At 63.2% G+C, this 16,825-nt stretch carries 20 protein-coding genes, 1 tRNA gene and 1 pseudogene; 15 read left to right on the top strand and 7 right to left on the bottom strand.

All coding sequences use genetic code 11. The features are described from left to right. Window positions 1-593 precede the first annotated feature (593 nt). Entirely contained in the window at window positions 594-908 is a 315-nt protein-coding gene (locus tag ETD83_RS29540) for a hypothetical protein (protein ID WP_138648489.1), read from the top strand. Window positions 909-1,147: 239 nt separating this feature from the next. Here the strand turns inward: ETD83_RS29540 and ETD83_RS29535 are convergent, their stop codons facing one another. After that, window positions 1,148-2,671: a hypothetical protein gene (locus ETD83_RS29535; RefSeq protein WP_138648488.1), complete on the bottom strand. Its 1,524-nt coding sequence runs from the start codon at window positions 2,669-2,671 to the stop codon at window positions 1,148-1,150. Between the two features lie 45 nt (window positions 2,672-2,716). Here ETD83_RS29535 and ETD83_RS29530 point away from each other — a divergent pair, with 45 nt between their 5' ends. The 12 genes from ETD83_RS29530 to ETD83_RS29475 all read left to right on the top strand — a co-directional run bounded on the left by ETD83_RS29530 (window position 2,717) and on the right by ETD83_RS29475 (window position 12,377). Continuing rightward, complete coding sequence (locus ETD83_RS29530; protein WP_138648487.1) at window positions 2,717-3,424, top strand: hypothetical protein; 708 nt, start codon at window positions 2,717-2,719, stop codon at window positions 3,422-3,424. Window positions 3,425-3,607: 183 nt separating this feature from the next. Then, window positions 3,608-4,060, top strand: a complete 453-nt coding sequence (locus tag ETD83_RS29525) for a hypothetical protein (protein ID WP_138648486.1) — start codon at window positions 3,608-3,610, stop codon at window positions 4,058-4,060. Between the two features lie 279 nt (window positions 4,061-4,339). Beyond that, window positions 4,340-4,972 carry a hypothetical protein gene (locus tag ETD83_RS29520; RefSeq protein WP_138648485.1) on the top strand — a complete coding sequence of 211 codons (633 nt, stop codon included), beginning with the start codon at window positions 4,340-4,342 and terminating at the stop codon, window positions 4,970-4,972. Window positions 4,973-5,103: 131 nt separating this feature from the next. Continuing rightward, window positions 5,104-6,066: a hypothetical protein gene (locus ETD83_RS29515; RefSeq protein WP_138648484.1), complete on the top strand. Its 963-nt coding sequence runs from the start codon at window positions 5,104-5,106 to the stop codon at window positions 6,064-6,066. 134 nt (window positions 6,067-6,200) lie between these two features. Continuing rightward, window positions 6,201-6,776, top strand: a complete 576-nt coding sequence (locus ETD83_RS29510) for a vWA domain-containing protein (protein ID WP_138648483.1) — start codon at window positions 6,201-6,203, stop codon at window positions 6,774-6,776. A gap of 217 nt (window positions 6,777-6,993) precedes the next feature. Next, the gene (locus ETD83_RS29505; protein WP_205717951.1) at window positions 6,994-7,581 is read left to right on the top strand and encodes an MT-A70 family methyltransferase; all 588 of its coding nucleotides are present in this window, start codon (window positions 6,994-6,996) and stop codon (window positions 7,579-7,581) included. A gap of 6 nt (window positions 7,582-7,587) precedes the next feature. Further along, window positions 7,588-7,782, top strand: coding sequence for a hypothetical protein (locus tag ETD83_RS29500; RefSeq protein ID WP_138648482.1), 195 nt, complete (start codon window positions 7,588-7,590; stop codon window positions 7,780-7,782). Between the two features lie 136 nt (window positions 7,783-7,918). After that, window positions 7,919-8,149: a hypothetical protein gene (locus tag ETD83_RS29495; protein WP_138648481.1), complete on the top strand. Its 231-nt coding sequence runs from the start codon at window positions 7,919-7,921 to the stop codon at window positions 8,147-8,149. Continuing rightward, complete coding sequence (locus tag ETD83_RS29490; protein ID WP_138648480.1) at window positions 8,142-10,325, top strand: type IV secretory system conjugative DNA transfer family protein; 2,184 nt, start codon at window positions 8,142-8,144, stop codon at window positions 10,323-10,325. Before ETD83_RS29495 ends, ETD83_RS29490 begins: the two co-directional genes overlap by 8 nt. A gap of 205 nt (window positions 10,326-10,530) precedes the next feature. Beyond that, window positions 10,531-11,355 (top strand): replication-relaxation family protein, encoded by an 825-nt coding sequence (locus ETD83_RS29485; RefSeq protein WP_138648479.1) that lies wholly within the window; start codon window positions 10,531-10,533, stop codon window positions 11,353-11,355. 110 nt (window positions 11,356-11,465) lie between these two features. After that, window positions 11,466-11,888, top strand: a complete 423-nt coding sequence (locus ETD83_RS29480; protein WP_138648478.1) for a helix-turn-helix domain-containing protein — start codon at window positions 11,466-11,468, stop codon at window positions 11,886-11,888. Window positions 11,889-11,912: 24 nt separating this feature from the next. After that, a complete protein-coding gene (locus ETD83_RS29475; protein ID WP_138648477.1) occupies window positions 11,913-12,377 on the top strand; it encodes a hypothetical protein in 465 nt (154 codons plus the stop codon). 22 nt (window positions 12,378-12,399) lie between these two features. Here ETD83_RS29475 and ETD83_RS29470 read toward each other — a convergent pair whose 3' ends face one another. Further along, window positions 12,400-12,651, bottom strand: coding sequence for a hypothetical protein (locus tag ETD83_RS29470; RefSeq protein WP_138648476.1), 252 nt, complete (start codon window positions 12,649-12,651; stop codon window positions 12,400-12,402). A gap of 111 nt (window positions 12,652-12,762) precedes the next feature. Between ETD83_RS29470 and ETD83_RS46135 the strand changes: the two are divergent. After that, a pseudogene (locus ETD83_RS46135) lies at window positions 12,763-13,884 on the top strand (recombinase family protein); the annotation flags it as partial. 213 nt (window positions 13,885-14,097) lie between these two features. On the opposite strand, the gene ETD83_RS44930 reads toward ETD83_RS46135, so the two are convergent. From ETD83_RS44930 to ETD83_RS29445, 4 genes are all read right to left on the bottom strand, one after another. Further along, window positions 14,098-14,262, bottom strand: a complete 165-nt coding sequence (locus ETD83_RS44930) for a hypothetical protein (protein ID WP_230421276.1) — start codon at window positions 14,260-14,262, stop codon at window positions 14,098-14,100. Window positions 14,263-14,271: 9 nt separating this feature from the next. Next, on the bottom strand, window positions 14,272-14,517 hold the full coding sequence (locus tag ETD83_RS44925) for a hypothetical protein (protein ID WP_230421275.1): 246 nt from the start codon (window positions 14,515-14,517) through the stop codon (window positions 14,272-14,274). A gap of 124 nt (window positions 14,518-14,641) precedes the next feature. Then, window positions 14,642-14,716 (bottom strand) — tRNA-Val (locus tag ETD83_RS29450). 60 nt (window positions 14,717-14,776) lie between these two features. Beyond that, window positions 14,777-15,202, bottom strand: coding sequence for a TIGR02611 family protein (locus ETD83_RS29445; protein WP_138648474.1), 426 nt, complete (start codon window positions 15,200-15,202; stop codon window positions 14,777-14,779). 264 nt (window positions 15,203-15,466) lie between these two features. Between ETD83_RS29445 and ETD83_RS29440 the strand changes: the two genes are divergently transcribed. Beyond that, the gene (locus ETD83_RS29440) at window positions 15,467-15,874 is read left to right on the top strand and encodes an SsgA family sporulation/cell division regulator (protein ID WP_138648473.1); all 408 of its coding nucleotides are present in this window, start codon (window positions 15,467-15,469) and stop codon (window positions 15,872-15,874) included. Here ETD83_RS29440 and sthA read toward each other — a convergent pair. Continuing rightward, a partial coding sequence (gene sthA, locus ETD83_RS29435; protein ID WP_138648472.1) for a Si-specific NAD(P)(+) transhydrogenase occupies window positions 15,871-16,825 on the bottom strand: 955 nt, incomplete at its 5' end. The two genes, ETD83_RS29440 and sthA, sit on opposite strands and share 4 nt — an antisense overlap.

Genomic DNA, 16,825 nt, shown 5'->3' with positions numbered 1-16,825 from the left:
GGGAGGTCTTGCGACGGCGCACCCACCCGGTCAGCACCGACCGCTCCTCGTCGGACAACACCACCGGTTCCAGCTTCGGGCTCGGCATCCCCACACCCTACCGACTAACGAAGAACTAATGACTCAGAACACTAGTCGCAAAGGGCGAGGGCGCTTCTACCTGCGTTCGGAGCTGGACGTGATCTGGTGCATCACGCACAACACCACGTCGCAGGAGGGGTCGCCCAGCTTGCGCGTCATCAGGGCGCACATCGAGGATGTGATTTACAACGGGTTTAGATAAGGCAGCATCTACTCAAAGCGCGTCCCGCTTCATTTCCGCTGCGGGGCGCGCTTTGCTTCGTTACCTCCCCGGCATCACCGTAGGTGCGGTCGCCGACGACTAGAAGCCCAGCTAGTATGCGATTGCACGTCGATCCTAGGACGAGGCATTGACTTTTATCGATGGGTGATTATAAATAGGAATGCTGACAAACGTCAGCACGGGTGAACGGTCACCATTGACCAGCACATCCCCTCGTCGGCCCAATGCGGTTTCATCGATGAACTCAGTCATGGGGTTCGTCAGCCGCAATCCGCCGAGGAGGTAGCTCGTGAGCGAGCAGCCAACTGGTACCGGTGAGGAGAAGAAGACCGTCGCCATCCGCGTCAGCCCCGAGCTGCGCGGCCGGCTGGACTCGGTTCTCCAGATCACCGAACTCAGCGTCAATGACGCTGGCATCGAAGCGCTCACCGACTGGATCGCGAAGCAGCTGTCCGACCCCGAGATTCGGGCGAAGGCGCTGGCGAGCCTGGACAACGAGGAGCGCGCACTCAAGGCACGGCGCGAGGTCCTCCAGGGCCTGATGGGCGAGGACAGCTCGCCTCAGAAGCCGGCCGGATCCCGCCGGGGCGGTAAGTCCTCGTAGCGGGAAGTACCTGGCCTGGGGTTACGGCCTTGGGATGAGATGCGGGCGGGGCCTGCCTGGATCGACCTATGGTTGGTGCGGGCGGGCCTCGCCCATTTCACATTTGCGTACTAATCCTTAGTCACCGTCGACGTAAAGATCACTCACTAGAGAAGATACTTCAAGCAGCACTCGATGACGAACGAAAATGGTCGGCTGGCTGGACCGTTTACTTGGGCGGCTGGCACGCACGACAAAGACTACTCGTGAGCATAGTCAGAAACTTGCTTCCAACGCTTCTCTGAGAGGCTCCAGTCATACGAAGGCCCCATCCATTCATGCGGCTTTTCGGGCCCATCAGATCCCACCCACCGGAAAGGACGAAGCGGGGTACCAAATCGGATCTGCTGTACTTTCCCCTTAACCTCCATCGTGATGACGATTGTGCCCGTATAGACGTACCGGGGATGAGAGCGTATCTCAATAATGGCACCCTGATATCCTGGCTTTCCCGCATCAAGCACTACTGCGGTGGGCGGCATCAACTTTTGTGTCCCGTCATTATCGTTGAACACTCGATTAGCCTTGGTCACAGTGTCGGTTTGAATGAAGACACCATCACCACCCGCTCCATTTTCACAACGAAGACGAACAGCTCCACTTTCCTTAAGGCGCACCCTCGAATAAACAAGCGATTCGATATTCTTTAGTACAACCAATTCTCCTTCTTGCGACTTCACGCCAACCGAAAGCGTTGGGAAGACCCTGTAAACTTTGCTTTGGCGCAGAATCCAGTTCTCCCAGTAGTCGCAGTGTCCAAGTTTTGCATGCTCGGGAAATTCCGGCGGTGCTTCGATATTTGCAAGCTCGGCAGGGGAGCCTGCAAAAAGATATGCACTTCCACCCATAAGTGAGATAGCGAGATTTTTCGTGTCCTTCACCTTCGGCGGTGTCATACAGGTAATAGGAGAACCCTTAATCGTGGGTGCGCAGTCAGGCCAGGCAGGACTACTTGAACGACTACTAGGGCTTTGAGAAAGAGGCTGAGGAGAAGTTGACGGACTCAGGACATCCACCGGGACTGCCCCAGCCTGCTTAGCTTTTGGCGGTTCTCGATCATTTGAAACCAAATAGAATCCCACACCTCCAACTGAAGTAAGCACGACTGCCACAGTCCCCGCCAAGACGTACCGCACCATAGGTGGAAGTCGTGTCAATACCCCCTTTTTTGAGGAATTCGACCCTGGCGGTGGGATCTCCGAGTCCGGTGCTTTATCCTCAGCTATGCCTCCATTGGACTCGGTAGCTTCCTGCCCAGTCCCCTTAGATTCAGCATCAGGAGAATCTTCTACCTGAGACAGGTCGATGTTTTTTGTTCGTTTCAGCACAGCGGCTAGTTCGGCGCGCGTGTATGACGGGTTGTCAAAGTTACTCAGAAACTTCTGAGCATACTCTTTTCTGTATTCACCATAATACTGGTTACTGTCGAGAGCATTGCGCTGCAGTCGCACACCCAGGGCTAGCTTTTCTTCGCCTTCCGCTGGCTTTAGATTGAACGCAACACGAAAGTACAGCTTGGCGTCCTCGTCGCAGACCTCTTCCAAGAGTCTTTCGATCTGACAGATGACAATAGCTTTCACATAGTCTTGATCTTCTTCAGCAATCTGCCAATACTTTCGCAGTTCGCTACCCACTCTGGCGTACAAGCCTGGGCGCTGTACTCCTGCCTCATTGGTCAGAAGCATCAGCTTATCTAGCATCTCCTGCTTCGTGTCCTGATCCACTTCACACCCAACGCAAGACGGTGGAGCAACGTCGGTCTGCCGGGCATGGATTCTAGCAGGGGCAGCACCAAGCTTTATGGCAGTTGTTTTTATTCAGATAATTTTCTATTATGGAAAGGTATGACAGAAAGCCGTGAATACGATTCCGAAAAGGATCTGCAAGCCTGGAATATCTGGGTTGAAAAGAGTCGAGGAAAGATCGATTCTTTAGTTCAAGCACTTCAATCTGAACCAGTCGAGGACGTAATTGAGGCGTACAGGTACTCCCGGCAAATAGGTAATGTTGAAGATCCTTTCCTTAAACAACAAAGTGTGTTGTTGGGGCTCGCCCTTTCTGACTTGCCGAAAACAGATGTTGAGCGTGCGCGTGAGATCTTCACTGCCCAGGCGGAAAGTCCAGTCTCCTTCGACAGGCAACACGCAGCAATATTTCTTTTTCAACTTGCAGAGAGCGGTGATCGTGGTCACATCAAGCCTTACCTGGAACGACTACTTCGTGACAGCGATATGACAGTGAGACAGAGAGCCCACGAATACCTCGAAGACAACTATCTCTATCTCCTTAACGAATCATCTCAGCGTCCGGAGGATCTTGGCGCTGATGCTGTATTCACTCCAGACGAAGTAGCCTGGCTGCACCATGTCTTTTTGCAAGCAGAGGCTGGACACGGTCTCTACGACCCACAACAGGAAGCATTCGTGCGCATCATGGGGCATGTTAAAGACCCCGAGGGCGGGCAGCAGGCTTCCTGACGAGCATCTAGCATCTCCGATTTTCGACATAGAGTTGATTCGCAAATCGCCGGATCTGCTAAAAGATCTACAAAATCCCAGGTCAGACCCGTACCCGGTTTCTAGATCTTCTAGAATTTTGTAGCTCTAGAATCTTAGTTGGGGTCGTTGCACTCTCAAATTGCGCCCAAACGGGTGCAGGGGGTGGCCACCCTCTCCCGCACCAGCGAGAGAGACCCCAAGATGCTTGATTACTTCCACTTCGCATCCTTTGCGGAGTTCCTCGCCGGTTCCGTCTTCGGAGCCGTCGTCGCAACGCTCTCGATCGCCACTTATGTGGCACTACGGGCGCCGCGTTCCACCCACTCGTGGGCGGAGTTCGCTCTGGCGCTCTTCATTGGCCTCGCCGGTGGGGTCACGTTCTGCATGGCCCTCAACGGGCGCAGCCTGAGCCAGTTCGTCTTCGTTGTAGCGAGCCTCCTCGTCGGTGGCCTCATCGGGGGCATCCTCGCTCCCGCGCTCGGCGTACGTCGTGACGAGTACGGCTTCGCTAAGCAGAACCGTCGAAAAGTGAGCGACCTCCAGGGAGAGAACAAGCAGCTCCGTGCCGACAACGCCAAGCTGCGCCGCCTTCTCGGCATCCCCGACAACAACTAGTCGGATTCGAGCGCCCCGGACTCGCGTTGGGGCGCTCGTTCCCTCCATCTGAACTCTGTTTCAACAAGCTCACCTCCATTCCCTCGTCGAAAGAGAGTAATCATCCTACGCACTATCCGGGCAGCAATTCGTCGGCCTCATGTACTGCCGATCACGGCCGCATCCGGCCTCGCCGCCCTCTCCCTCGCCGCCTGCACCCTCACCACCCCAACGTCCGGCCACCTCGCCGACGACAAGCGCCTCCTTGCCACCTGCCCGAAGCAGCCGCCCGGCGCCCTGGTGGCCATCGACGGCACCGCCTCCAGCAACGCCAAGGCCATCACCGACGAGCGCCTGGCCGCGGTGGAACAGATCATGCGCCGCACGGCCGTCTGCTCCGGCCGTCTGCGGGTCCTGGTGTTCTCATCGAGCAGCGCGGCCACCATCACCCTGTACGACCAGCCGCTCCACCCGCACGGGGCGACGGACAACGCCCGGCTCAAGCGCGTGCCGAAGCTGGTCGCGTCGGCCATGGGACGTATTCGTCCCGCCTACAGCAGCGCCCTGACCAAGCTGCCGGGCGGCGGCTCGGACATCACGGGGCAGTTGCGGCACGCCGCCGACTGGCAACGGCAGCTCGGCAGTGGCCACCGGTTGGAGGCGTACGTCTTCACGGACGGCCTGGAGAACGTCGAGCGTCGCGTCGGTGGGCGGGGCTTCACCGTCAGGAAGGCGAAGCAGCTCGCCGCTACGACCACGGTGCCGAAGCTGCCTGGCGCCTCGCTGACGGTGGCGGGCTTGGGCCGGGTGGCCGGGAAGCCGCCGCGCTCCAGCGTGGTGGAGGGCCTGGTGGCTTACTACACGGCGCTCTGTAAGAAGAGCGGCGCGGCATCCTGCCTGGCTGTCACCGACTACGCGCAAGCCGGACGGTGAACGGGATGCGCTGGCGGAGTTCACGGTTGCGGCCGGCTGGCAGTTTGCCCGCCGACGCTTGGGCGCACCAGGCCGACCAGATTGTGTTGCCGCCGGTCGACGAGCCGGACGCACAGGTGCGGCCGTCTCATATGGGCGAGACGTACGTCGAGCGGGAGTACCAGGCGCTGGCGGGCGAGCAGGCGGTGGCGTGGGCGGCCGAGGGCGAGCGAGCGGCACGCCCGCACCAGATGCGCGCTCGCGGCCTGGCCCGCCGGACGGCAGCGGCCGAGCTGCTGTTGACCGAGCAGGCCGACGCGGTGCGCCAAGCCAAGGCGGATGCCCAGCATGCCGCGCGGGTGCTGCTGCCGTACACGCGGCGCGAGCCGGGTGCCAAGTGGCGGTACTGGTGGGGCTGGCTCGCCTTGGTGATCGGTGATCTATCCGGCGTCTGGGCCGCTGCTGTCTCCTTTGGTGAAGTGCCCGCTATCGCGTTCGGACAGGCCCTGGCCTCCGGCGTGGCGGCTGGTTGCACCGGGCTGGTGGGACTGGAGGTCAAGTACCTGCGGATGGCCCGTGCCCGCGTACGCGATGCTGAGTCGCTGACCGACGATGAGCGGCGCTACTGGCGTTTGTTCGCGGGAGGCGACCGAGGCGTTGGCTTGGCCGGGCTGGTCGGCTTCGTCTCGCTGGTGGTGGTCGGCTTGTTGGCGGTCGGCATCTTCGTCCTGCGGGCCAGCACCGAGGGCAGCGCGGCCGGGCTCATGTTCGGCCTCTTGGCCGCGGCCACCGCGCTCGGCTCGTTCCTGCTCGGCTACGCGGCGGCCGATGAAGTCGCCGACCTGATCAGTGCCGCCGCTAAGCGGGCGAGCAAGGCCGAGCGGCATTACCGCCAGCTCGCCGCCTTGTCAGATGTTCGGCGACAGGCCGAGGCCGAGGAGGCAGCCCGTTCCCTCCTGGCTGAGCACCAGGCGCGCGGCTTGGCCGCGGTACAGCAGATCGAGGCGCTGTCGTGGCGGATTCTGCGCAACAACCCGCAGGTGCTCGGGCACGGCTTCCCGGCCGGGGACGCGGGTGGGGTTATCGGGAGGCGACGCCGGGATGGTGCGGCGTGACGTTCTCCCGACTCCTCTCCAGCGTCCTCCAGCCCAGTCGTCTCCTGGGGGCACCTCCAGTATTCGGAACGACGCATCCGACCGTCGCTTCTACATCGGCCTCGGATCTCGGAAAGCCGGGGCGGCCGGCACCGGTGCCGACGCTGGTCATCGCATTGTTCGACGACTCGGGTTCGGTGGTGAGCACGGGCGGCACCGATCCGGCGGCCCAGCGCTTCGCCGAGGTGGGCAGCGCCTTGTCGTTGGTGGCGCGTTACGGCTCGTCGCATGAGCTCGGCGCGATACTGCACTTCGACTCGCCCTCACATGCCGACGTGGCACCGGTGCCTCTCACCCGGCACGGTGTGGCGCGGCTGCGAACGGGGCTGCGGGTACCGCCTGACGGGGCTGGATCAAGTGTGCTGGCGCCCAGCCTGGCGCGGCCCATTGAGCTGGCCACGGGTCACCCCGACCACGCGGTGACACTGGTGCTGCTATCCGACTTCCAGATCCTCGACCCCGATCCGCGTCGAACACTGGCCGAGCTGACGGCTTTTCCCGGGCGCGTTCACGCCGTGGTGCTTGGCAGCCAGGTCGGCGACGAGGTGTTCGACCGTCGCATCAGCGTCAGCCGCATCGACCAGCACAGCCAGCCGGGGGCCGTCGGCCGCGCTTTGTTCGCCAGCCTCGTCGCACACAGGCCCGGTAGTTCAGTTCGCGCCGAACCGTAGCTATCTGCCTGTCCGCTGCGAAAAGCACAACGCATTTTCCGTCGCAACGCAGGACGCCGACACCCAGGCAATCACCAGAGACAGGGCAGCGTCGATCCGGCCGAAGCTTCGGTCGAACGTTCGACCGGATCGACGGTTGCCGTGACCATCTCTCTTCGTCATAACTAACCCTGCGTCCCGACGCCTGAGACATGTCGGGAGCAGAAAGGAGAACACCGTGGCAGAGCACGACGCCACCATCCCGCCGCACGTGCCCGCGAAGTTCCGCACCATCATGGCCGACTGTCCGTGGGACATACATCAAAAGGGTGCACGCGGCGCAGCACGGCACTACCCGCTCCTAACGCTGGAGCGTATCAAGGCATTGCCAGTAGCGGAACTGGCCGAGGACGATGCACATTTGTGGTTGTGGACAACAAATTCTGCACTTCGGGATGCATTCGACGTCGCCGAAGCATGGGGATTCATAGTGCGCTCACCCCTTACGTGGGTGAAGTTCTCCCTCGGACTGGGCCACTACCTGCGCAATAGCACCGAGCATCTGTTGTTTGCCACGCGTGGGCGGGCACCAGTGCGCTTCCGGTCTCAGCCGACCTGGATCAATGCACCGGTGCAGGAGCACAGCCACAAACCGGAAGAGCAGTACGCCGTTATCGAGCGGATATCGCATCCACCGTATCTGGAGCTGTTCGCCCGCCGCCGTCCGCCCAGTGACAAGCCCTGGTTCGTGTGGGGCAATGAGGTCGACGCCGACATCGTCATTCCTGGTTATCCAGTGCCCAGCGACCGCACACGAAAGGAGTGAGCCGCGATGGGTGACAACGGCGGCGGGCCATTTCAAACGGTGTTTCGCGCCAGCTTGCTAGTCCTCGGAACAATGCTCGCGCTCAACATGGCTGTGGCATATCTCCAGCCGATCGTGCCGTGGCTCATCGGCGCGGTCGTGATCGCCGGGATCGTGTGGGGCGTGGTGGCCGTTACGCGCTGGCGACGCTCGCAGTGGTGAACCGGCACCTGTCATGTGTCACAGAGGTAGTTGTTGTGGAATCCACAAATACCGTTGACGAAAAGATCATTTTCGGCAACAAGTAGAAAGCAGAGTGCTGACAACTGTCAGCACCTAAGCGGAAAGGAGGTGCGACATGGGAAAACGTAAGCGACACAATCGGCCACGGCGAGAGGAACGCCGCTTCCGGGTGCGGGGCGTGCGACGCGATCCCCCGGATATGCGCAAGCTCGGCAAGGCCCTTATCAGCTTGGCGCAAGCCGAAGCGGAACGGCAGGCCCAGGTCGAGCATGACGCCCGCCGCGGGCACGACGAAGAGGAGAGGGTCGAGCACCCACAAAGCGGGCGAGAGGGTAACGATGAGTGAGGCCAGTCGCATGGTGTTCGGCGAGTTGTATCTACCGCGCCCTCTCGCCTTCGGCCGGGTGGTCGAGTGGCTGACGCACCTGGCATCGGAGCCGAGAGCCGGACGGCTGGTGCTGGAAGTCCGTGCCGACGGCCGCCGTGTGCGCTACCTGCTGGGCTGCGACGCACGGGAGGCAACACGGTTGCGACGTCGCCTGGCGGACGCGCTCCCCCGAGCCCTGCTCGTCATGGGCGGTCCTCACCCAGCGCCGCGGCGTCGGCCGACAGCGGCCGGACAACTCCGGCAATGTCCGGCCGGGTTGCCGCTTCACACCGAGACGCCCGAAGCCACCACGCGGGCGCTGCTGTCCGCCATAGCCGTGCCGCTGCGCGTAGGCGAGGAGTTGGTCGTGCAAACCGTGCTCGGGCCGTCGCGTTCACCGCGGTCGGTACCGGCCAGGGCGATCGAGCCCGCTTCGCTATGGACGCTACTCACCCGAGGGCAACGTCCGGCCAGCCCCGAGACGCGCAAACGCCTGGCACGGCGGCTCGGACAAGCCGGGTTCGCGGCGACCGTCCGCCTCGGCGTGGCCAGCCACGACGCCACGCGTCGTCGTCGCCTGCTGCGTGACCTGCTCGGTGCATTGGCCACCACGCAGACGCCCGGCGTCCGGCTCGACCTGGTGCGCGAGCCCGCCGAACGACTCTCGCAGGCGCGGGCGCCGTGGCACTGGCCGCTGCGGCTCAGCGTGACCGAGGTGGCCGCGCTGCTCGGTTGGCCCTACGACGATGACCAGCAGACAGCCGACTTGCCTGGCTTGCCACCGGTGCATCCGAAACCGCTGCGCGCAGCGGCCACCGTCCACCAAGGGCCTCGCGTCTTCGCGCGGAGCGCGGTGCCGGGTGATGACCGCCAGATAGGCATCTCCCCCACGGACCAGACGTTCCACGCCATCACCTACGGGCCGAGCGGATCTGGTAAGACGACTGCTCTGTTGCACCTCATCATGGCGGATATAGCCGCCGGGCGGCCGGTGGTGGTGCTCGACCCGAAACGCCAACTCATCGACGACATCATGGCGCGGATACCGGAGCACCGGATTGGCGACGTGGTGGAGCTCAACGCCGCCGATGCCACGCCAGTTAGCTTCAACCCGCTGGAAGTAGCCAACCGAGATCCTGATGTGGTGGTCGACGGCATCATGGCCGTCTTTCAAGCCGTGTTCAGTGACGGCTGGGGTCCCAGGACGAGCGACATCATGTCAGCCTCCCTGCGCACCCTGGCGCGCACCAGTACGTCCGAGCATCCAGCTACGCTCATCGACCTGCCGCGGTTGCTGACCGAGCCGGAGTTCCGTCGCCCCTTGGTCGGCCGAGTACAAGACGACGTCGCTCTGGCCGGCTTCTGGTCCTGGTACCAGAGCCAGTCTCCGGGCGCCCAGGCCGCCGCCATCGCACCAGCTTTGAACAAACTGCGACAGTTCCTGCTCCGACCTGCGCTGACGCGGATGTTGAATCAACGAACGGGGCGCTTCCGGCTGCGCGACGTGTTCCGGGAGAACAAGATCGTGCTGATCCCGTTGAACGAGGGCTTGGTGGGCAGCGGTACCGCCACGCTGCTCGGCAACCTGGTGGTGGCCGACCTATGGCAAGCCATCCAGGAACGAGCCAGCGAGACCGACCCCAGCGGGCGACCCGGCATGATGTTCATCGACGAAGCTCACCGCTTCACGGGCCTGCCCGTACCACTTGCCGACGCCCTGGCGCAGTCCCGCTCACTCGGCGTCGGCTGGATCTTGGCCAGCCAGTTCCGTCACCAATTCGGACCCGAACTGCGCGCGGCCGTTGACATAAACGCGCGCAGCAAGATTGTGTTCGCCACCGAACACGATGACGCCCGCGATATGGCTCGCCTGGCGCCCGGTCTGGTGGCCGAGGAATTCATGGCGTTGCCACGCTTCCACGCCTACGCGAACTTGGTGGCGAACGGGCGGCCCTCAGGTTGGGCATTGGTTGAGACTCTGCCGCCGCCTCCCGCGACTACCGATCCCGAGCAGGTGCGGGCGGCCGTGCGTGCTGGCTACGGCCCGGCACCGCAACCACCCGCCCCAGAAGCCGATGAAGCACCACACCCCGAACCGCCCGCCCGGCCGCCAACTCGGATCGGTCGACGGCGCCGCCAACGGAGGACCTCGTGATGCATGGTGGCGATCCCCCAGATCTTCCCCCTGGCTTCGCCCCTGTCCTCGGCCGGAGGTTCGCGAGGCTCACGCGGCTGCATTGGCCCAGCTCACCGGCCCTCATGGCCACTGTGCGGGATGGGACTGACCGTCCTTCCGGTCTCCTCTCCCGCTTCCCGGTTGGCCTCGGCCACCGGCCCGCCAGCCGCCAGGAGGCGCTTTCATGACCCGTAACGATGTTGCCGAGCTGCTGCTCCACCTGTCGGAGCGAGACCGGGCGGTGTTGGAAGCCCTCCGTGCTCATCGGCTGCTGACCACAGCCCTGATCCGGCGGCTCTACTTCGTCCATGGCGAGGGCGAGCGGCACAGCAGCCAGGCCGCCGCCTCCGGCGCGGCCATGCGGGTCCTGTCCCGTCTCGAGTCACGCGGCTTGGTAATCCGCTTACAGCGGCGTATCGGCGGGGTGCGGGCTGGGTCGTCGGGGATCGTTTGGCAGTTGGGCGCTCGCGGGGAACGGCTGCTGCGCTCGGTACACGGCGAGACCGCCCGTCGCCGCTATCTGGAGCCCTCGGCGGCCTTTATCACGCACACCTTGGCGGGGGCGGAGTTGGCCACGCAGCTACAGGAGCTTGACCGCCGAGGCGTCCTGGAACTGGTGGCCGTCGAGAGCGAGCCGTCCTGCTGGCGCACGTTCCTGGCAGCGCACGGGACGCGGGCCTGGCTGAAGCCTGATCTGTTCGCCATCACCGCTGCCGGCGACTACGAGGATCACTGGTTTATCGAGGTCGATCGGGCCACTGAGCATCCCGGCGTCGTGCTGCGTAAGGCGGCTATCTACCAGCAGTACGCAGCCACCGGAGCCCACCAAGCCGAGCACGGGGTGTTCCCAGCCGTGCTGTGGGTGGTGCCAGATGAGCGGCGCGTTCGGGTGCTGAAAACAGCCCTCGCCGCCGGGCGAGGCATTCAGCCGGAACTGTTCCGGGTCATTACGGCGGCGAACTTCGCGGCGCATCTCACTGCCAGTCCAGCCGATGAAGATGGCAGATAGCTAATGACTACGGAAAGTGTCCACTTAACTACTTACGGGAATACAAAAGTGCTGGCAATTGCCACCAGGTGAGGTAAAATGGGACTACCAAAATAACAAAGGATAAAGACATGAAAGACGATGCACCATCAGCTGCGGACGAATTCAGGAAATACATTAGGGCGCGGCGCGAGGAACTGGGTCTGTCCATCCGCCAGGTGGCCAAGAAGGCCGGGCTCGACTCGGGTGGGCTCACCACGATTGAGAATGGTCGCACCGTGCACTCGCCTCGGCCAGAAACGATCCGGCGCCTGGCCTACGCCCTCGACGTCCCAGTCACCGAACTCCTCAGTCGAATCGGCTACGACGTGACGCCCACACCACCTGATCTGCGCAGTTACCTGTGTGAGCAGTACGGCCATCTCCCCGAAGACGCCATCGCAGCTGCCTGCGCCTACGTCGAGCACCTGGCGGACGAGTACGCCATCGACCCGACTGGACCTGTCGATCGGGAAGATGAAAACGACGAGCGCGCCATACGTACATCTACTTAAGCGGTGGGAAGGAGGAATATCTTAATGACTATCTACAGCGATCCCAACTCCCCGCCCAGCGTTCTGCGTCGACTGCGTGCCATGGCGCATGCGTCTATCACCAGTTTCGATGAGCTGCATCAGGTGACACGGCAGCAGGCCACTCTCCTCGGGACACTCTTGGCCGGGCCCGTGCAGCACATACCCGACCGGGTGAGTGCACTTATCCCCAGTGTTCGCATTAGCTACGCTGAGGCGATCCCGTTGGCGGGCGTCACCTTCTGGGCACGGCCCCACTGGCACATCCATGTGCGTGCGAGCGACCCGCCGCATCGGCGCATTGCCACCGTGCTGCATGAGTTGAAACGGATTATTGATCACCCGGTGCGACGGCGACTGGCGACCATCAGCAGCGAGCAGTGGGAGGCGTTGGCTGTGGACTTTTCCGAGGCAGTGCTAGCGAACGTCCCCAAAACAATACTCGTTCAGCAGAAAGGAGAAATCTCATGAAGCTAAAGCACACAAAAGATTCCTACACCGCTCGATGCTCCAGCCGTTGGATGCGACGTTCATGGTCTTGGACATTGTCGGCAATTGCGTTTTGTATCTCATCGAGCTTCTCATCCGTAATATCGAAACGCCGTTCAACACCATCCAGGCGGCGCTCGACCCCTTCGATACGTCGATCAACTCCGTCCAGACGTCGCTCGACACCACTAACGTGTTGCGACACCGTCGCCTCGATGAATTGTTTCAGGTCATTAAATAATTCTTCATTCGTCATGTTGTTTCCAGTATGGATTATCTGCCATAAAACGTCAATACGCTATCACAGCAATGCTGGGCTGTGGTCACGCAGTCCGCTTTATGAAATCAGCCAGAAAGGGGTAACTATATGACCAGCGCCTACCTCGGCTTGTTCGATGACGATCGCCCGTACGACGGTGCGATCACTGCGTCTGTTGCCATAGAGAGGGATGGCCCGCCTGCTGAGCCAGCCGTAGCCGTCGAAGAGGCCGTCCTCTACCTACGCGTCTCCTCCAAGAAGCAGATGGACACCGACGCCGACTACGACCCCGAAGGCAACTCCATCCCCACCCAGCGCCGCATCGGCCAGGGCAAGGCCGACAACATGGGCGTGCCGGTAGTGCGGGAGTACGTTGAGCCGGGCCGCTCGGCCACCAGCCTCGACAAGCGCGTGGCCTTCCAGCAGATGATGGCCGACCTGCCGAACCTGCCGAACGTCAAGTACGTCATCGTCTACATGATGAGCCGGGCCTTCCGGAACGCCCTGGAAGAGCTCACCACCAAGGCGCAGCTCGCCAAGATGGGCATCACCCTCATCTCCGCCAAGGAGAACTTCGGCGACGGCTACCTCGGCGATGCCATGCAGGGGATCTTGGCGATCTTCAACGAGCTGCAAGTCCGCATGAGCGGCGACGACATCCGCACCAAGATGGCCAACAAGGCCAGGAACGGCGGCACCGTCAGCCGCGCTCCCATCGGCTACCTCAACGTAGCCAAGCGCGTCGAAGGCCGCGAAATCCGGACGGTGATCATCGATCCCGAGCGCGGCCCACTCATCCGTCTGGCCTTCGAGCTGTACGCCACGGGCGAGTACACGCTGGATGACCTATCCGAAGAGTTGTACGACCGCGGACTGCGCACACGTCCCACAGCCGGGCGACCTGCCCAGGCCATCTCCGTCTCGCGGCTCTCCGACCTGCTGCGCGACCGCTACTACGTTGGCGTGATCACTTTCCAGGGCGACGAGATCGCCGGACGCCACGAGCCCCTTGTCAGCGAGGAACTCTTCGAGCAGGTGCAGGACGTCATCGAGATGCGGACAACCGCCAAGGAGTACCGGCGCGTCCACCACCACTACCTCAAGGGCTCGTTGTTCTGCGGGGCCTGCCACGCCGGCCGCCTCACCCAGCGCATGATCATGCAGGAGACCACCAACCGGCACGGCACCACCTACCTCTACTTCGTCTGCCAGGGAAGGAAGAAGGAAGGCACCTGCGACACACCACACATCAACGTGGCGCGGCTGGAGGACGCGGTGGAGGAGCACTACGCCAGGATCCGCTTCGCTCCGGCCTTCATGGCCGAGGTGCGCGGCTACTTGGCCGAGGCCATCGGGAAGAGCGAAGCCTCCGCTCGACTGCTGCACCAGCAGCTGACCAGCGAACTCACCGCCTTGGACGCCAAGGAGGAGAACCTGCTGGATCTAGCTGCAGATGGTGAGATGCCGCAAGGGAGGATCAAGCTCAAGCTGCGGGAGATCGAGGCCCGCCGCCGCAAGCTGCAGAGCCGCCTCAGCGACACCAGCACCGAGCTCAGTGACGCCGCCCGGCTTGTCGACCTTGCGCTCACCCTGCTGGAAGATCCTCAAGCGCTGTACCTACGCAGCAACGACATCCAACGCCGCCTCCTCAACCAGGCCATCTTCCACGCGCTGTTCGTGGAGGAAGACAAGATCACCGGCCACACCCTCAAGGAGCCCTTCGCCAGCTTGAAGGCCATCGAGGCGATACGCCTGGACGATCGGGCAGCTCACGAGGCCGCCCCACGCGGCCCAGAGGGGCTGACGCGCTTCGTCGAGGGCGCAGGCGACGAAGACGGCATCGACAACCGTCCAGGCGTACACACCCCCCAGAACGCCAACGCCAACAGAGCCCTCCCCCTAACGGGGAAGGGCTCTACTTGGTTGTTTACCTTGCAAGACCTACTACTTGGCACCGGATCGGTTCCGGGTTGTAGTGGGTCTGGCATGGTGGGCGATACTGGGTTCGAACCAGTGACCTCTTCGGTGTGAACGAAGCGCTCTCCCACTGAGCTAATCGCCCTGGACGTCGGAAACTCTAGCGCATGTCGGGGGTTGCGTGCGCATCGGAGGGGACGCCGGGTCAGGTCCAGAAGATGGGGTCGTCGATGTTCCACGGGACGACGAAGCCGTAGATGGCCAGGTAGGCGGTGAGGGCGGCGGCGGCCAGGATGGCGGTCAAGGTGCCGAGGATGAGGTTGCGGCGGCGGGCTCGGGGGTCCAGGGCCTTTTCCTTGGCGCGGTCGGCGGCGGTCTTGGCTCGGTGGAGGACGCGCTGGGCCCAGGCGAACTCGGTGGCGAGGATGGCCAGGCCGACGACGATGCCGAGGATGCCGGGGCCGGGGGTGACCATCATGATGAGGCCGCCGAGGAGGACGGCGGAGCCGACCACGAAGACGCCGAGGCGCCAGGCCGTGTTGAGGAGCGGGTTGCGCCGGATCCGTTCGCGGAACCGGTGGATGCGGCGGGGCTCCGCGGGTGGGGCTTCCTTTTCGTTCTTGATTGCCACGGTTTTACCCTAAGGCCCGGTGGACGGGGGTGGAAACGAAAGGTTTTACCGTGCCGATCGCCCCGCAGGGCGGGGCCACAAGGTGGGAAACATCCGTCTTTGCGCAGGTCAGGCGCGGTGAGATGGGTCACAAACGCCGGGGGCGCCGGAATGTTCGGCCGAGTTCAGGCAGTTAGGCGTCATAGATCGCGGGGATGTCCGTGGGGAGGACAAGCACTCACGGGGAGCCCCGCCTGCGGGACACGACGTTATGGGGAATGGCCTATGAACACCACCGTCTCAGCACAGCTGGGCCTACGACTCGTCGTCCCCGACCGTACGACCGTTCCCCTGCTCGCCGGGCTGGAGTACGCGGCCGACGATCCGTACGCGATCCGGATGGCCTTCTACGTGGGCGATGACGAGCCGGTGGAGTGGATCTTCGCTAGGGAGCTCCTGACGGTCGGCATCGTGCGGAAGGTCGGGGACGGGGACGTGGAGGTCTGGCCGGGCTCCGACGACGGCACGCTCAACATCGCGCTGTCGTCCCCGTTCGGGGACGCGTTGTTCGAGGTGCCGCTGTCGCCGCTGGCCGACTTCCTGCACCGGACGTACCAGACCGTCCCGGCGGGCGAGGAGACCGAGTTCATCGACATCGACGCCGAGCTGGAGAACCTGCTTTGGCCGTCCTAGCCGGAGAGGCGGGCGATGTGGCGCATCTTGTTCATCGCGTCGAGGGCGGCGACCTTGTATGACTCGGCGAGGGTCGGGTAGTTGAACACGGCGTTGACCAGGTAGTCGACGGTGCCGCCGCAGCCCATGACGGTTTGGCCGATGTGGACGAGTTCGGTGGCGCCCGTCCCGAACACGTGGACGCCGAGGAGGCGCCGGTCTTCGGGTGAGACGAGGAGTTTGAGCATCCCGTAGGAGTCGCCGATGATCTGGCCGCGGGCGAGTTCGCGGTAGCGGGACACGCCCACCTCGAAGGGGACTTTGGCCTCGGTGAGGGCATCTTCGGTGCGTCCGACGAAGCTGATCTCGGGGATCGTGTAGATGCCGATGGGCTGGGTCTCGTGGATCTCCGCGACGGGCTCGCCGCAGGCGTGGTGGGCGGCCAGGCGGCCCTGCTCCATGGACGTCGCGGCGAGGGACGGGAAGCCGATCACGTCGCCGACGGCGTAGATGTGCGGGACGTCGGTGCGGTAGTGCTCGTCCACCTTGATCCGGCCGCGGTTGTCGGCGGCGAGACCGGCGGCGTCCAGGGCGAGGTCGTCGGTCATGCCGTACCGCCCGGCGGAGTACATGACCGTGTCGGCGGGGATGCGCTTGCCGCTTTCCAGGACGGTGATCGCCCCCTGCGGCATCCGTTCGACGGACGCGACGCTCTCGCGGAACCGGAACGTGACGGCCAGGTCGCGCAGGTGGTACTTGAGCGCCTCGACGATCTCCAGGTCGCAGAAGTCGAGCATCCGCTCGCGCCGCTCGACGACGGTGACCTTGGTGCCGAGCGCGGCGAACATCGAGGCGTACTCGATGCCGATGACCCCGGCGCCGACGACGACCATGGTCTCGGGGATGCGGTCCAGGTTGATGATGCCGTCGGAGTCGATGATCGTCTTCTCGTCGAAGGCGACGGTGTCGGGG

Source organism: Actinomadura soli (genome assembly GCF_005889715.1).
GTDB lineage: Bacteria > Actinomycetota > Actinomycetes > Streptosporangiales > Streptosporangiaceae > Spirillospora > Spirillospora soli.
Note: the sequence above shows the minus strand (reverse complement) of the source record. Positions and strands in the feature narration are given on the sequence as shown.

Coding starts and splice junctions, on each gene's coding strand:
- ETD83_RS29485 (WP_138648479.1), top strand. CDS start 10,531: ATGACCCGTAACGATGTTGCCGAGCTGCTGCTCCACCTGTCGGAGCGA.
- ETD83_RS29480 (WP_138648478.1), top strand. CDS start 11,466: ATGAAAGACGATGCACCATCAGCTGCGGACGAATTCAGGAAATACATT.
- ETD83_RS29440 (WP_138648473.1), top strand. CDS start 15,467: ATGAACACCACCGTCTCAGCACAGCTGGGCCTACGACTCGTCGTCCCC.
- ETD83_RS29475 (WP_138648477.1), top strand. CDS start 11,913: ATGACTATCTACAGCGATCCCAACTCCCCGCCCAGCGTTCTGCGTCGA.
- ETD83_RS29470 (WP_138648476.1), bottom strand. CDS start 12,651: ATGACGAATGAAGAATTATTTAATGACCTGAAACAATTCATCGAGGCG.
- ETD83_RS29495 (WP_138648481.1), top strand. CDS start 7,919: ATGGGAAAACGTAAGCGACACAATCGGCCACGGCGAGAGGAACGCCGC.
- ETD83_RS29500 (WP_138648482.1), top strand. CDS start 7,588: ATGGGTGACAACGGCGGCGGGCCATTTCAAACGGTGTTTCGCGCCAGC.
- ETD83_RS29515 (WP_138648484.1), top strand. CDS start 5,104: ATGGGCGAGACGTACGTCGAGCGGGAGTACCAGGCGCTGGCGGGCGAG.
- ETD83_RS29530 (WP_138648487.1), top strand. CDS start 2,717: ATGGATTCTAGCAGGGGCAGCACCAAGCTTTATGGCAGTTGTTTTTAT.
- ETD83_RS29490 (WP_138648480.1), top strand. CDS start 8,142: ATGAGTGAGGCCAGTCGCATGGTGTTCGGCGAGTTGTATCTACCGCGC.